The organism is Pantoea eucrina, from assembly GCF_020079945.1.
Lineage (GTDB): Bacteria > Pseudomonadota > Gammaproteobacteria > Enterobacterales > Enterobacteriaceae > Pantoea > Pantoea eucrina.
This window is the reverse complement of sequence record NZ_CP083448.1, coordinates 2,480,033-2,495,049: the sequence shown is the minus strand read 5'-3', so window position 1 is coordinate 2,495,049 and position 15,017 is coordinate 2,480,033. Positions and strand designations below refer to the sequence as shown.

Sequence of the window (15,017 nt, the reverse complement as noted above, 5' to 3'; positions counted from 1 at the left end):
ATTCATGGCGCCCTGGTTTCAGGCAGGTGACTATTTTTCAATCGGTAAATCGTCGCGGCTGCCCCATTCGCCCCAGGAGCCGTCATAGAGCGTTGCGTCGCGGACGCCCAGCGCCGTCAGCGCCAGAATCAGCACCACCGCCGTTACGCCCGAGCCGCAGCTGGCAACGATGGGCTTATCCAGCGCCACGCCTGCCTGCGCAAACTGCTGACGCAGCTCGGCGGCGGGTTTCAGCGCGCCATTCTCCACCAGACTGTTCCACGGCAGATTCAGGCTGTACGGAATATGTCCGCGCAGCAGGCCGGGACGCGGCTCATCCACCTCAGCGTTAAAGCGGTTTGCTGCGCGCGCGTCCACAATCTGCGCGCCTCCTTCATGGCTGAGCAGCAGTACATCGTTCAGTCGCTTCACCTGACTGCTGTCGAAGTGTGCCGCGAAGTCACCTTCCGGCAGCGCCACCGGGCCGTCTGCGGTAGTCAAACCTGCGGCTTTCCAGCCCTGCAGACCGCCGGCCAGAATGGAGATGCGCTGACAGCCAAAGGTGCGCAGCATCCACCAGGCGCGCGGGGCAGAGAAGAGATTACCCTCGTCATACACAATCAGATGCTTATCCTGCACCACCCCCAGCTCACGCATTGCGACAGCAAAACTCTCCGGGCGGGGCATCATATGCGGGTAAGGGCTGGTGTGATCGGAAAGCGCTTCAATATTAAAGAAAGCTGCCTGCGGCAGGTGACTGGCCAGATACTCTGCGGTGACATCGCGCACTGCATCCTGACCCGGCGGAACCATGCGCGCATCCAGCACCTGTACTTCTTCATCACCGTAGTGCTCATGCAGCCACTCAGCAGATACAAACAGGGGAACCGTCATTGCCATCTTCTCTCTTCTTGCGGAAAAGGTCAGTCTCCGGGAATGTGCAGGCTATCTCAAGCCCGCAATGGCTAAAGTGAGCGCCGCGGGATGAAAATGCAGCATCTGTTCTGCTGAAGATATCCGGCCTGCAGCACAGGGCGTAAACCCGTGGCGGGTGCGTCACGGTGCAGCCTGCACCGCAAAAAGTAATTATTTTCAATAATTCCACCAATCACTCATAGGCAACACGCGTCGATCTCCCTATAATCGGCGCGTTTTTCTTACCGGGAGAGGGTTCCCGGTTTATTCAGGATGCTAATTCAGAGGTAATCATGGCAATCGAACGTACTTTCTCCATCATTAAACCAAACGCCGTTGCTAAGAACGTTATCGGTGCTATCTACAACCGTTTTGAGAGCGCGGGCTTCAAAATCGTTGGCGCAAAAATGCTGCACCTGACCAAAGAGCAGGCTGAAGGCTTCTACGCTGAGCACAAAGGCCGTCCATTCTTTGATGGTCTGGTTGAGTTCATGACCTCTGGCCCGGTAGTGGTTTCTGTTCTGGAAGGCGAAAATGCCGTTCAGCGTCACCGTGACCTGATGGGTGCTACCAACCCGGACAACGCACTGGCAGGCACCCTGCGTGCAGATTACGCGGACAGCTTCACCGAAAACGCGACCCACGGCTCTGACTCTGCAGAGTCTGCTGCCCGTGAAATCGCTTACTTCTTCGCTGAAAACGAAGTCTGCGCGCGCACCCGCTAAGTGCATTGCGGCTGAAGCGGACAGGGGAGTTTACACCTTTTACGCTGGCGTAAAACGGTTACCCTGGCATCGTGCCGCAGTTATAGTACAATAATGCGCCCCTGTTGAGCCTGGCTCAGCCGGGGCGCTGTTTTTTCTTCTTCCTAACCAGAGCCGTAACGTGTAACAACGAGGCCAGAGATTATTATGTCTGAACAGATTGTGACGCCAGCTGACGCGTCCCCCGCCGTGGTTTCTCCTAAAAACGAAAAAATTAACCTGCTCGATCTCAATCGTCAGCAGATGCGTGAATTTTTTATCGAAATGGGCGAGAAGCCGTTCCGTGCCGATCAGGTCATGAAGTGGATTTACCACTACTGCTGCGACGATTTCGAGCAGATGACGGATATCAACAAAGTGCTGCGCGGCAAGCTGATGCAGCGCGCAGAGATCCGCGCGCCGGAAGTAGCGGAGGAGATGCGCTCCAGCGACGGCACCATCAAATGGGCGATTCGCGTAGGCGATCAGCTGGTGGAGACGGTCTATATTCCGGAGGCGGAGCGCGCCACGCTGTGCGTCTCTTCTCAGGTAGGCTGCGCGCTGGAGTGCAAATTCTGCTCTACGGCGCAGCAGGGTTTTAACCGCAACCTGCGCGTTTCCGAAATTATTGGTCAGGTATGGCGCGCGGCCAAAATTATTGGCGCCGCGAAAGTCACCGGCCAGCGTCCTATTACCAACGTGGTGATGATGGGCATGGGTGAGCCGCTGCTCAACCTGAACAACGTCGTGCCGGCGATGGATATTATGCTGGATGATTTTGGCTTTGGCCTCTCCAAGCGCCGCGTCACGCTCTCCACCTCAGGCGTTGTGCCCGCGCTGGATAAGCTTGGCGATATGATTGACGTAGCGCTGGCGATCTCGCTGCACGCGCCGAACGATACCATTCGCGATGAAATTGTCCCGATCAACAAAAAATATAATATCGAAACCTTCCTGGCGGCGGTGAAGCGCTATATCGGCAAATCCAATGCCAATCAGGGCCGCGTGACCATTGAGTATGTGATGCTGGACCATATCAACGACAGCACCGACAATGCGCATGAGCTGGCAGCGCTGCTGAAGGATACGCCCTGCAAGATCAACCTGATCCCATGGAACCCCTTCCCGGGAGCCCCTTATGGCCGCAGCTCCAACAGCCGTATCGATCGCTTCTCTAAAGTGCTGATGGACTATGGCTTTACCACTATCGTGCGTAAAACCCGCGGCGATGATATCGATGCGGCCTGCGGCCAGCTGGCGGGCGATGTGATCGACCGTACCAAGCGTACGCTGCGTAAAAAGATGGCGGGTGACGCTATCTCTGTGAAGGCGATCTGAAACCGCACGCCCACCGATTCGCTGCGGGCGTAAAGCGTGGCACTCTCCCGGTTTATTCGCAGGGAGAGCGCTATGCTAAAAGGATTAGGTATTGCCGTTGCGGCAGGCTTTGTTGTAACCGGGTGTGTCACCGGCCCGTCATCACATCGTGCGGCGGATATTCGTCTGCAGCTGGGACTGCACTATTTAGCCGCAAATAATTTAGCGGCTGCTGAATGCAATCTGCTGCAGGCGCAGCGCGTGGCTCCTGAAGATTACCGCGTGCCCCTGGCGCTGGCGCGGGTCGCTCAGGCGCAGCAGAATAGTACAGAGACGCGCCGGTACTACCAGCGGGCACAACAGTTAGCGCCCGCTAATGGTTATGTCGCTAACAATTACGGTGCGTTTCTCTGCAGATTAGGGCAGTATGGCGAAGCGCATCAACAGTTTAAGCTGGCAAGTGTGGCGCCGGAGAGCGATGCCCGTCAGGATCGCCTTCTGATTTCAGGCTATTGTTATCTGCAGGCGGGCGACGAGGCCGCCGGGCGCAAACGGCTGCTGCAGGCGCTGGAAGCCGCACCTGAGCAGGGAAACTGGCTGCTGGAGGAGGGTGAACGGCAGCTGATGCAGCCGGCAGGAAAAATGCTTCCCGTGCTTTTAGAACTCTACCATCAGCGTCTGCCCGCAACGGCAGAGAGCCTGTGGTTACAGATACGTTTCGCCGCGCAACAGGGAAACGCTGCTGACGTTACACGTTATGGCGACCGGTTGGCGCGAAGTTTTCCACAATCGATACAGTACCAGCGTTATTTAGCTAATGAATACTGAAGCCACTCAAGAAAAATCTGCAGTACACTCCACAGGTGAACGCCTGCGTCTGGCCCGTGAGCAGATGGGGCTGACACAGCAAAACGTCGCTGAGCGCCTGTGCCTGAAACTTTCCACCGTGCGTGACATTGAAGAGGATAAGTCGCCGGCCGATCTCGCATCGACCTTTCTGCGCGGTTATATTCGCTCCTATGCCCGCCTGGTTCATGTACCGGAAGACGATCTGCTGCCGATGATGGCAAAGCAGGCGCCGGTACGCGCGGCCAAAATTGCGCCGATGCAGAGCTTCTCGCTGGGCAAGCGCCGCAAAAAGCGCGATGGCTGGCTGATGATCTTTACCTGGCTGGTGGCGTTTGTTGTTATCGGCCTGACCGGCGCCTGGTGGTGGCAGAATCATAAGGCTTCGCAGGACGATCTGGTCTCGATGGCCGATCAGAACGGCAGCAGCGACAGCGGTCAGTCTATTCCGCTGGGCGATACCAGTACCGACAGCACCAGTGACAGCGACACCAATGCCGCCGGCACGCCGGTTGATAACGGTGCCGGCGCGGTGACCTCACAGAGCAGCACCGCAGGAAGTGCGGATAACAGCGCCCGCGCGCCGGTGGCCTCTTCGGCCACCTCGGGTGATAACGCGGTCGTTTCTCCTTCGCAGGCGCCGGTTGATAACGCGCCGCCAGCGGCCACCTCGCCGGCACCGGCCAACAGCGTCGCGGCCGGCAGCATGCCAACCGCAAGCGCGGCTGTCAGCCAGCCCGCAGGCGATCCCAACGCTGTGGTCATGAACTTCAAGGCCGACTGCTGGCTGGAAGTCAGTGATGCAACCGGCAAAAAACTGTTCAGCGGGATACAGCGCAGCGGCGGCAAGCTCAGCCTCTCCGGCACGCCTCCGTATCGTCTGAAAATTGGCGCACCGCGTGCGGTTGACGTGCAATATCAGAATCAGCCCGTTGATTTAAGTCGTTTTATCCGTAATAACCAGGTTGCCCGTCTGACGCTGGGTGCGCAATAACGCGCAGCGCGCTTTCCGGGGAATTGTGGAGAGAAAATATGCATAACGAAGCACCCATTATCCGTCGCAAATCAACGCGTATTTACGTCGGCAAGGTGCCAGTCGGCGATGGTGCTCCCATCGCCGTTCAGTCCATGACCAATACCCGCACCACCGACGTGGAAGCCACGGTTAACCAGATCCGCGCGCTGGAGCGTGTGGGTGTGGATATCGTGCGCGTCTCGGTACCGACCATGGACGCGGCGGAAGCCTTTAAACTGATTAAGCAACAGGTCAACGTGCCGCTGGTAGCGGATATTCACTTTGACTACCGTATCGCTCTCAAAGTGGCGGAGTATGGCGTTGACTGCCTGCGTATCAATCCGGGCAACATCGGCAACAACGAACGTATTCGTCAGGTTGTGGACTGCGCCCGCCATTACAACATTCCGATTCGTATCGGGGTGAACGCCGGTTCACTGGAGAAAGATCTGCAGGAGAAGTATGGCGAACCCACGCCGCAGGCGCTGCTGGAATCCGCTATGCGCCATGTCGATCATCTCGATCGTCTGAACTTCGATCAGTTCAAAGTCAGCGTTAAAGCCTCTGATGTGTTTCTTGCCGTAGAGTCTTACCGCCTGCTGGCAAAAGCGATCGATCAGCCGCTGCATCTCGGGATCACCGAAGCGGGCGGCGCGCGCGCGGGTGCGGTGAAGTCGGCAATCGGCCTTGGTCTGCTGCTGGCAGAGGGCATCGGCGATACGCTGCGTATTTCGCTCGCAGCCGATCCGGTAGAAGAGGTAAAAGTTGGCTATGACATCCTGAAATCACTGCGCATCCGTTCGCGCGGGATCAACTTTATCGCCTGTCCGACCTGCTCACGTCAGGAGTTTGATGTGATCGGTACCGTGAATGCGCTGGAAGAACGGCTGGAAGATATTATTACGCCGATGGATGTCTCCATTATCGGCTGCGTAGTCAACGGTCCGGGCGAGGCTACCGTTTCGACGCTCGGCGTTACCGGCGGCAGCAAGAAAAGCGGTTTCTACGAGGATGGCGTTCGTCAACGCGATCGTCTCGACAACGATGACATGATCGATCAGCTGGAAGCGCGCATTCGTGCCAAGGCATCCATGCTGGATGAGAGTCGTCGAATCAGCGTGCAGCAGCTGGAAAAATAACCAGGCGGTGCGCGCCCGGCGCGTACCAGTTTATGAATGAACCTGTGCGGTTTCATCCTCATAAGGTATGATGCCGGACAGGTTTTTTTGTATTAAGAGATTTTAACGTGGCGAAGAATATTCAAGCGATTCGCGGGATGAACGACTTCCTGCCAGCCGACACCGCAATCTGGCAGCGTATCGAGGGCACCCTGAAGCAGGTGCTGGCCAGCTATGGCTACAGTGAAATCCGTCTGCCAATCGTCGAGCATACCCCACTGTTCAGCCGTGCCATTGGTGAAGTGACCGATGTGGTTGAAAAAGAGATGTACACCTTTGAAGATCGTAACGGCGAGAGCCTGACGCTGCGCCCGGAAGGCACGGCGGGCTGCGTACGTGCCGGTATTGAACATGGTCTGCTCTATAACCAGGAGCAGCGCCTCTGGTATGTCGGTCCGATGTTTCGCTACGAGCGTCCGCAGAAAGGGCGCTATCGTCAGTTTCATCAGATGGGCGTCGAAGTGTTTGGCCTGCAGGGGCCGGATGTTGATGCTGAGCTGATTATGATGACCGCGCGCTGGTGGAAAGCGCTGGGCATCGCTGATCACGTTGAACTGGAGCTGAACTCCATCGGCTCTCTGGCGGCGCGCGCGGACTACCGCAGTGCGCTGGTGGCGTTTCTGGAGCAGCATCAGGATGTGCTGGATGAAGATTGCAAACGCCGCATGTACACCAATCCGCTGCGCGTGCTGGACAGCAAAAATCCGGAAATTCAGGCGCTGCTGAATGATGCGCCAACGCTGGGCGAATTCCTGGATGAAGAGTCGCGCGCCCACTTCACCGGACTCTGCGCGCTGCTGGATGATGCCGGTATTCGTTATCGCGTCAACCAGCGTCTGGTGCGCGGCCTCGACTACTACAACCGCACCGTCTTTGAGTGGGTCACCAGCAGCCTCGGCTCGCAGGGCACCGTATGCGGCGGCGGGCGTTACGATGGCCTGGTTGAGCAGCTGGGCGGACGAGCCACGCCAGCGGTAGGATTTGCCATGGGTCTGGAGCGGCTGGTGCTGCTGGTGCAGGCGGTGAATCCTGAATTTGAACCGACGCGGGTTGTTGATGTCTATGTTATCGCTTCAGGGCAGGGCGTTCAGTCTGCGGCTATGCAGCTGGCGGAAACGCTGCGTGATGCCAACCCGGCGCTGAAGCTGATGACCAACTTCGGCGGCGGCAACTTTAAAAAGCAGTTTGCCCGTGCAGATAAATGGGGCGCACGCATTGCGCTGGTGCTCGGCGAAGATGAAGTGAAAGCGGGCCAGGTGGTGATTAAAGATCTGCGCACCGGCGACCAGCAGACGCTGGCTCAGCAGGACGCCGCTGCGACGTTGCAGACGCTGCTGCAGTAAGCAGCACGCGGCAACAGCCATTTTAAGGAGAGGGATTGCGTGGAAGTTTACAGCAACGAGAATGAACAGGTTGATGCGCTGCGCCGCTTTTTCGCCGATAACGGCAAAGCACTGGCGATTGGCGTGGTAGTAGGGATCGCGGCGCTGGGCGGCTGGCGCTACTGGAGTTCGCATCAGGAAAATTCAGGCAAAGCGGCATCTGCGGAGTATCAGCAGCTCACCAGCGCGATGCAGGCGGATAAACCGGAAAGCCTGGAGGCCGTTGCCAGCTTCGCCAGCGAAAACAGCAATACCTACGGTGCACTGGCCGCGCTGGACCTGGCGAAGCAGTACGTTGAGACCAGCCAGCTTGATAAAGCCATTGCGCTGCTGCAGAAAGGACTAAACGACACCAAAGATGCCAATCTGCAGGCGGTTATCAACCTGCGTCTGGCGCGTATTCAGCTGCAGCAGAAGCAGGCTGATGCCGCGCTGGCTACCCTGGATAACGTTAAGGGTGACGGCTGGAGCGCGATTGTGGCAGATATTCGCGGTGAAGCATTGCTGAGCAAAGGCGACAAGCAGGGCGCGCGCGATGCCTGGAGTAAAGGCGCGGGTTCGCAGGCTTCTCCGGCACTGAAGCAGATGCTGCAGATGAAAATAGATAACTTAAGTTAAGCCAGACAAGAGAGCGCACATGGAATTACGTAAATACCTGCTGCCAGGGCTGATTTCCGTCACTCTGCTCAGCGGTTGCTCGCTATTCAGCGGCGAAGAAGATGTAGTGAAGATGGCTCCGCTGCCGAAAGTGGAAAATCAGTTCACGCCGGAAACTGTCTGGAGCACGTCAGTAGGCGACGGCATTGGCGATTTCTACTCCAACCTGCATCCGGAATGGCTGGACGGCACCGTTTACGCTGCCGACCGTTTTGGCGTGGTAAAGGCGCTGGATGCCAGCAACGGTAAAGAGAAGTGGAAAGTCGATCTCTCTGAGAAGACTGGTTTCTTCTCGAAAAACATCTCTGCGCTGCTCTCCGGCGGCGTCACCGCCAGCGGCGATCGGATCTATATTGGCAGCGAGCGCGGGCAGGTATTTGCACTCAACAGCAGCGACGGCTCGCTGACGTGGCAGACCAAAGTCGCCGGTGAAGCGCTCTCCCGTCCGGTGGTCAGCGATGGCCTGGTACTGGTTCACACCAGTAACGGTATGCTGCAGGGACTGGATCAGAGCAGCGGTGCGGTAAAATGGACCGTGAATCTCGATATGCCGGCGCTTTCGCTGCGCGGTGAGTCTGCGCCTGCGGTCGCCTTTGGCGGCGCTATCGTTGGCGGTGATAACGGTCGCGTCAGCGCGGTGATCCTGAACCAGGGTCAGTTGATCTGGCAGCAGCGCATTTCACAGCCGAGCGGCGCGACGGAGATCGATCGTCTGAGTGACGTCGATACCACGCCGGTTATCGTTAATGGCGTGGTCTATGCGCTGGCGTACAACGGTAACCTGACCGCACTCGACCTGCGTTCCGGTCAGATTATGTGGAAGCGTGAAATCGGCGGCGTTAAAGATTTGATTGTCGACGCCGGACGCATCTATCTGGTGGATCAGGACGACCGCGTGATAGCGCTTAACGCCGATGGCGGCGTAGCGCTGTGGCGTCAGAGCGATCTGCTGCACCGTAATCTGACGGCACCGGTGCTGTTTAACGGTTATCTGGTTGTGGCAGACAGCGAAGGTTACGTGCACTGGATCAACACGCTGGATGGCCGCTTTGTGGCGCAGCAGAAACTGGACAGCGACGGCTTCCAGACCGAGCCGGTTGTGGCCGGTGACAGACTGCTGATTCAGGCGAAAGGCGGCGAGGTTTACGCCATCAGCCGTTAAGTCCTGAGCGCGCGGGAATGGATTTCCGTCAGTAATTACGGCTCCTGATTCGTCAGGAGCCGTTCTGTTTTTTGTCAGGCGTGATATTCTAGGCGCCTTAAGCCTGAAGCGGGCGGCAAATGTCGTTATACTCACGCCATTCGGGCGATTCATTTTTAAACTGAGGCAAGTGTTATGGTACCTGTGGTCGCGCTGGTTGGGCGTCCCAATGTGGGGAAATCCACGCTGTTTAACCGCTTAACGCGCACCCGTGATGCGTTAGTGGCCGATTTCCCTGGACTGACTCGCGATCGCAAATATGGTCGCGCCGAAGTGGAAGGGCGCGAATTTATTGTTATCGATACCGGCGGTATTGATGGCACCGAAGAGGGCGTAGAGAACCGCATGGCGGAGCAGTCGCTGCTGGCGATTGAAGAAGCGGATGTGGTGCTGTTCATGGTTGATGCCCGCGCAGGCGTTATGCCGGCGGATCAGCAGATCGCTAACCATCTGCGCTCCCGTGAAAAAGCGACGTTCCTCGTAGCGAACAAAACGGATGGCCTGGACGCCGATGCCGCCGTGCTGGACTTTTACGCGCTAGGTCTGGGTGATATTCATCCGATTGCCGCCTCGCACGGTCGCGGCGTTACCTCGCTGCTGGAAACCGCGCTGCTGCCGTGGATGGACGTGGCAGACCCGCAGGAAGTCAGCGAAGAGGATGAAAACGAAGCCTACTGGGCCGCATTAGCCGCAGAAGAGAGTGGCGAAGAGGCGGAAGAGGAAGAGGAGTTTGATCCGACCGGCCTGCCGATTAAGCTGGCTATCGTGGGTCGTCCTAACGTAGGTAAGTCAACGCTCACTAACCGTATTCTTGGTGAAGATCGCGTGGTAGTCTATGACATGCCAGGCACGACGCGTGACAGCATCTATATCCCGATGGAGCGTGACGAGCGCGAATATGTCCTGATCGACACCGCCGGGGTGCGCAAGCGTGGCAAGATCACCGATACCGTTGAGAAATTTTCGGTGATCAAAACCCTGCAGGCGATCGAAGATGCTAACGTCGTGATGCTGGTGATTGACGCGCGTGCCGGTATCTCCGACCAGGATCTCTCCCTGCTGGGCTTTATCCTCAACAGCGGACGTTCGCTGGTGATTGTGGTCAACAAATGGGATGGCCTGTCGCAGGAAGTAAAAGATGAAGTGAAAGAGACGCTGGATTATCGTCTCGGCTTTATCGATTTTGCCCGCGTACACTTTATTTCGGCGCTGCACGGCAGCGGCGTAGGTAACCTGTTTGAATCCGTAACGGAAGCGTACGACTGCTCAACCAAACGCGTAAACACCTCCATGCTGACGCGGATTATGAATATGGCAGCAGAAGATCATCAGCCGCCGCTGGTGCGGGGCCGTCGCGTTAAGCTGAAATATGCGCACGCCGGTGGATACAACCCGCCTATCGTGGTCATCCATGGTAATCAGGTAAAAGATCTGCCCGATTCCTACAAGCGTTATCTGATGAACTACTTCCGTCGCTCGCTGAACGTTATGGGTACGCCAATCCGTATCCAGTTCAAAGAGGGTGATAACCCGTATGCCGGCAAACGCAATCTGCTGACGCCGACGCAGCAGCGCAAGCGCAAGCGTCTGCTGGCGCACCTGAAAAAGAATAAGCGTTAAGTAAAAAAGAGCCCGCCGGGCTCTTTTTTTTGCCTGTGATTTAACAGCGGCTTAGCCCGGCAGATGTAGCAAAAATGCTATTGGCCGGTAAACCCTGCGTTATGATCGTTCACTTTCAATTGTACCATCTGGTACAATCCTGCCGCCTTATAGTGAGCTCGCCCTGATATGCCGCGTTCTCATGCATGAGTGCGCGGTTGCGGACTGCTTTGCGGTTCGTCATTAAACAGGGTGCTGCTGTGTCCCGCGACGAAGCCGGACAGGCGGCATGCACTATTTTTCAGGAGAGTTTGTGTGAAGGCAGAACATTCCACTCGCCCCGGCAGGGGACTCAGCGTCTGGTCCGTGCTGTTCGGGCTGGTGCTGCTGGCGATCGGCCTGTTTTTCGCTATTGGCGGCGGTAAACTGGCGGCGCTGGATGGCAGTAAATACTTTCTGATTGCCGGTATCGTTATGATAGCGTCGGCGGTCCAGTTTATGCGGCGTAAAGCGTCAGCGGTGACGCTGCTGGTCCTGGCGTTTATCGGAACCCTGATCTGGGCGGTAATGGATGCCGGCTGGCACTTCTGGCCGCTGGTTTCCCGGCTGATGGTGCCGGCGGGGCTGATGCTGTTCGCATTTCTGACCTGGCCTGCGCTGCGCAAAAGCGAAGGCAAAGCGCCGCTGGCAACGCTCTCTTACGCACTGTCAGCGCTGATTGCGGTTGGCATGATCGCCACCGTGGTGCAGATGTTTCAGCCGCATCCTACCGTGGCCTTTACCGGTTCGCAGCTGCCGCTGATCCCGGTGGATAAAAGCAAACCGCAGCAGGACTGGAGCAGCTACGGCCGCACGCCGGAAGGGGATCGTTTTGCGGCGATTGATCAGATCACGCGTGACAACGTTAATGAACTGCAGGTTGCCTGGACCTTCCGTACCGGCGACACACCGCTTAGCCCGACCGGCAATGGCGCTGAAGATCAGCAGACGCCGCTGCAGGTTGGCAACACGCTCTATCTCTGCACGCCGCACAACAATGTGATTGCGGTAGAAGCGGACAGCGGTAAGCAGATCTGGAAGCGTGAAATCAATGCGCAGGCGGAAGTGTGGAACCGCTGCCGCGGTCTGGCCTATTTTGACGCCACCAAACCGGTGACGCAGCCCACGCAGCCAGGCTCCACGCCGGTGCCGGCACCGGTTCTGGCCGCAGGCGACAGCTGCCAGCGCCGTATCCTGATGAACACGATCGATGCGCGTCTTATCGCGATTAACGCCGACAACGGTGAGTTCTGCGCCAGCTTTGGCAACAACGGCGTGGTTGACCTGAAGCAGGGGCTGGGCAAGGCGCCCGATCCGCTCTATCAGCTGACCTCCGCACCGCAGGTTGCCGGTACCACCGTGGTAGTCGGCGGTCGCGTGGCGGACAATGTGCAGACCGATATGCCAGGCGGCGTACTGCGCGGCTTTGATGTGATCAGCGGTAAAATGCGCTGGGCGTTCGATCCGGGCAACGACGATCCGAATGCGGTACTGATGCCGGGTCAGGATTATACCCGCAGCACGCCGAACTCCTGGGCGCCGCTCTCCTACGATCCGGCGATGAACACCGTGTTCCTGCCGATGGGCAGCTCGTCAGTGGATCTGTGGGGCGCGAATCGCACAAAGCTCGATCACACCTACGGTGCATCTATCCTCGCGCTGGATGCCACCACCGGCAAACAGAAGTGGGTCTATCAGACAGTTCATAACGACCTGTGGGACTTTGACCTGCCGATGCAGCCAAGCCTGGTCGACTTCCCGATGAAGGATGGCACCACCAAACCGGCGGTGGTCATCGGGGCAAAAACCGGCATGATCTGGGTGCTGGACCGCCTGACCGGCAAGCCGCTGACCAAAGTGGAAGAGCGGCCGATGCCGCAGGGTCACATCCCGAACGAGCAGTACACCAAAACCCAGCCGCACTCGGTTGAGATGCCCAATATCGGCAACCAGACGCTGACGGAATCCGATATGTGGGGCGCGACGCCGTTTGACCAGCTGGCGTGCCGTATCGCGTTTAAAGGCATGCGCTATGACGGTCTGTTCACCGTACCGGACACGGACAAATCGCTCAGCTTCCCGGGGTCTCTGGGTGGTCTGAACTGGGGCAGTATCTCGTTTGATCCCAACAATCAGTATATGTTCGTCAACGATATGCGCCTTGGCCTGTGGGTACAGATGATCCCGCAGGACACCAGCAAAGTGGCTCGCGGCAGCAACGGCGGTGAATCGGTTAACACCGGCATGGGCGCCGTACCGCTTAAGGGCACGCCATATGCGGTGAACAAAAACCGCTTTATGTCGCCGCTCGGCATTCCGTGCCAGGCCCCGCCGTTTGGTACGCTTTCAGCCATCGACATGAAAACGCGTCAGATTGTCTGGCAGGTGCCGGTGGGTACCGTGCAGGATACCGGCCCGTTTGGTATCAAAATGCACGCGCAGATGCCGGTAGGTATGCCAACGCTGGGCGGTACGCTGGCGACGCAGGGCGGACTGGTGTTTATTGCCGGTACTCAGGACTACTACCTGCGCGCCTTTGACAGCTCAACCGGTAAAGAGGTGTGGAAAGCGCGCCTGCCGGTCGGCAGCCAGGGTGGCCCAATCAGCTATGTCTCACCCAAAAATGGCAAGCAGTACATCCTGATCTCTGCCGGTGGCGCACGCCAGTCGCCGGATCGCGGGGATTATGTGATTGCTTACGCGCTGCCAGACAGCAAGTAAGAGTAGCAGGGCCGGCAGAGGATGCCGGCCTTTTTTTTGCCTACTCTCCGTTCTGCCACAGCGCCTGTAGCGCTGGCGGCGCATCTTTTTCCGCTACGTAAATCACGATAGCACCCGCCTCATGGTGGGTGGCGTAGGTGATCTGGATGCGGAAATAGTGCTGATCGCCACTGCCTGCGGAGGTAGCCTGTTCCGCCTGCTCGCCGAGCGGCAGCGCCTGCTCCAGCACCTGACAGACCCGCTGTTTCTGCGGTTCCGGCAGCTGGGCCAGCGCAAAACGCCGCTCTTTACGCAGTTTGGGAATAAAGGCGAAGCCGCCCTCCCGCGCCAGCTCTACGATCGCGTCATCCGTCAGTTCTATGTTCACTTCACACCCACCTCTTGCCAGGCGGCCTGGATCTGCTCCGCGACCTGCCGATCAAAGCGTTTTGCCGCATGCTCAACGGTAAAGCGGGCAAAGGTGCTGAAATCAGCATCCTGCGGCAGGGTTTTGTCACACAGCGTGTCATACCACGCCTGACCGGCGCGTTCCCATGCAAAACCGCCCAGCGCGGTGGCCGCAAGATAAAACGCGCGGTTAGGAATACCGGAGTTGAGATGCACGCCGCCGTTGTCATCACGCGTTTCGATATAGTGCGCCATATCCGCCGGCTGCGGATCTTTACCCAGCAGCGGGTCATCATAGGCGGTGCCGGGGGCTGACATGGAGCGCAGACCGCTGCCGTTAATGCCTTTAGCCAGCAATCCTTCGCCGATGATCCAGTCCGCTTCCTCCGCGCGCTGCTGCCGCTGATACTGTTTTACCAGTGAGCCAAAGACATCAGACATCGACTCATTCAGCGCGCCCGCCTGCTGAAAGTAGATCAGTCCCGCTTCGCTTTCCGTGACGCCGTGCGTCAGTTCATGGGCGACCACGTCAATCGCGATGGTGAAGCGATTAAAAATCTCGCCGTCACCGTCGCCAAAGACCATCTGCTGGCCGTTCCAGAAAGCGTTCTGATAATTCTGGCCGTAGTGCACGGTACCGTCCAGCTTCAGCCCTTTGTTGTCGAGCGAGTTTCGCTGATAAACGTTCCAGAAAAAATCATAAGTAACGCCCAGATAGTCCCAGGCTTCATCCGCAGCCACGTCGCCGTTGCCAGGCTGACCTTCCTGACGTATCAGCGTGCCGGGCAGCGTCTGACTCTCTCTGGCATCAAAAATGGCGCGCAGCACCTGACCTGGCCGGGCGATATCCGCCGGTGCGATGACGCGGTGCGGCTCCGCCATTAGCTGCTGAACGTGAGTAAGCGTGCGGCGCGCCGACTCCTGTTGCGGCCCTGCACAGTTGTCGATGATGTTACGCAGGATATAGGGGGGAATTACGCTGTATGACATGCCGGACTCCCTGAGTGATGGGTATGCAAAGAGTATAGACCGGGGTCA

13 protein-coding genes are annotated in these 15,017 nt (G+C 57.8%); 10 read left to right on the top strand and 3 right to left on the bottom strand.

Features of this window, described 5'->3' with window-relative positions; all coding sequences use genetic code 11:
• Positions 1-30: 30 nt before the first annotated feature.
• On the bottom strand, positions 31-873 hold the full coding sequence (gene sseA, locus LAC65_RS11905; protein WP_039385610.1) for a 3-mercaptopyruvate sulfurtransferase: 843 nt from the start codon (positions 871-873) through the stop codon (positions 31-33).
• 314 nt (positions 874-1,187) lie between these two features.
• Here sseA and ndk point away from each other — a divergent pair, with 314 nt between their 5' ends.
• The 10 genes from ndk to LAC65_RS11855 all read left to right on the top strand — a co-directional run bounded on the left by ndk (position 1,188) and on the right by LAC65_RS11855 (position 13,592).
• Positions 1,188-1,619 (top strand): nucleoside-diphosphate kinase, encoded by a 432-nt coding sequence (gene ndk / locus LAC65_RS11900; RefSeq protein ID WP_039379630.1) that lies wholly within the window; start codon positions 1,188-1,190, stop codon positions 1,617-1,619.
• 186 nt (positions 1,620-1,805) lie between these two features.
• Positions 1,806-2,975: a dual-specificity RNA methyltransferase RlmN gene (gene rlmN, locus LAC65_RS11895; RefSeq protein WP_039379627.1), complete on the top strand. Its 1,170-nt coding sequence runs from the start codon at positions 1,806-1,808 to the stop codon at positions 2,973-2,975.
• 72 nt (positions 2,976-3,047) lie between these two features.
• Positions 3,048-3,782, top strand: a complete 735-nt coding sequence (gene pilW, locus LAC65_RS11890) for a type IV pilus biogenesis/stability protein PilW (RefSeq protein WP_039379624.1) — start codon at positions 3,048-3,050, stop codon at positions 3,780-3,782.
• Positions 3,772-4,794, top strand: coding sequence for a cytoskeleton protein RodZ (gene rodZ / locus LAC65_RS11885; RefSeq protein ID WP_039379621.1), 1,023 nt, complete (start codon positions 3,772-3,774; stop codon positions 4,792-4,794). The genes pilW and rodZ overlap by 11 nt, the downstream gene beginning before the upstream one ends.
• A gap of 38 nt (positions 4,795-4,832) precedes the next feature.
• Positions 4,833-5,954: a flavodoxin-dependent (E)-4-hydroxy-3-methylbut-2-enyl-diphosphate synthase gene (ispG, locus tag LAC65_RS11880; protein WP_039379618.1), complete on the top strand. Its 1,122-nt coding sequence runs from the start codon at positions 4,833-4,835 to the stop codon at positions 5,952-5,954.
• A 107-nt stretch (positions 5,955-6,061) separates the two neighbouring features.
• Positions 6,062-7,336, top strand: coding sequence for a histidine--tRNA ligase (hisS, locus tag LAC65_RS11875; protein WP_039379615.1), 1,275 nt, complete (start codon positions 6,062-6,064; stop codon positions 7,334-7,336).
• Between the two features lie 39 nt (positions 7,337-7,375).
• Positions 7,376-7,993 (top strand): YfgM family protein, encoded by a 618-nt coding sequence (locus LAC65_RS11870; protein ID WP_039379613.1) that lies wholly within the window; start codon positions 7,376-7,378, stop codon positions 7,991-7,993.
• A 19-nt stretch (positions 7,994-8,012) separates the two neighbouring features.
• Positions 8,013-9,194 carry an outer membrane protein assembly factor BamB gene (gene bamB / locus LAC65_RS11865; RefSeq protein WP_039379610.1) on the top strand — a complete coding sequence of 394 codons (1,182 nt, stop codon included), beginning with the start codon at positions 8,013-8,015 and terminating at the stop codon, positions 9,192-9,194.
• A 174-nt stretch (positions 9,195-9,368) separates the two neighbouring features.
• On the top strand, positions 9,369-10,853 hold the full coding sequence (gene der / locus LAC65_RS11860) for a ribosome biogenesis GTPase Der (protein ID WP_039379608.1): 1,485 nt from the start codon (positions 9,369-9,371) through the stop codon (positions 10,851-10,853).
• Positions 10,854-11,147: 294 nt separating this feature from the next.
• Positions 11,148-13,592 (top strand): glucose/quinate/shikimate family membrane-bound PQQ-dependent dehydrogenase, encoded by a 2,445-nt coding sequence (locus LAC65_RS11855; protein ID WP_039379605.1) that lies wholly within the window; start codon positions 11,148-11,150, stop codon positions 13,590-13,592.
• A 40-nt stretch (positions 13,593-13,632) separates the two neighbouring features.
• Here LAC65_RS11855 and LAC65_RS11850 read toward each other — a convergent pair whose 3' ends face one another.
• Together LAC65_RS11850 and LAC65_RS11845 are read right to left on the bottom strand one after the other, a co-directional pair.
• Positions 13,633-13,959, bottom strand: coding sequence for a protealysin inhibitor emfourin (locus LAC65_RS11850; RefSeq protein WP_039379602.1), 327 nt, complete (start codon positions 13,957-13,959; stop codon positions 13,633-13,635).
• Positions 13,956-14,969 carry a M4 family metallopeptidase gene (locus LAC65_RS11845; protein WP_039379600.1) on the bottom strand — a complete coding sequence of 338 codons (1,014 nt, stop codon included), beginning with the start codon at positions 14,967-14,969 and terminating at the stop codon, positions 13,956-13,958. Before LAC65_RS11845 ends, LAC65_RS11850 begins: the two co-directional genes overlap by 4 nt.
• Positions 14,970-15,017: the final 48 nt, after the last annotated feature.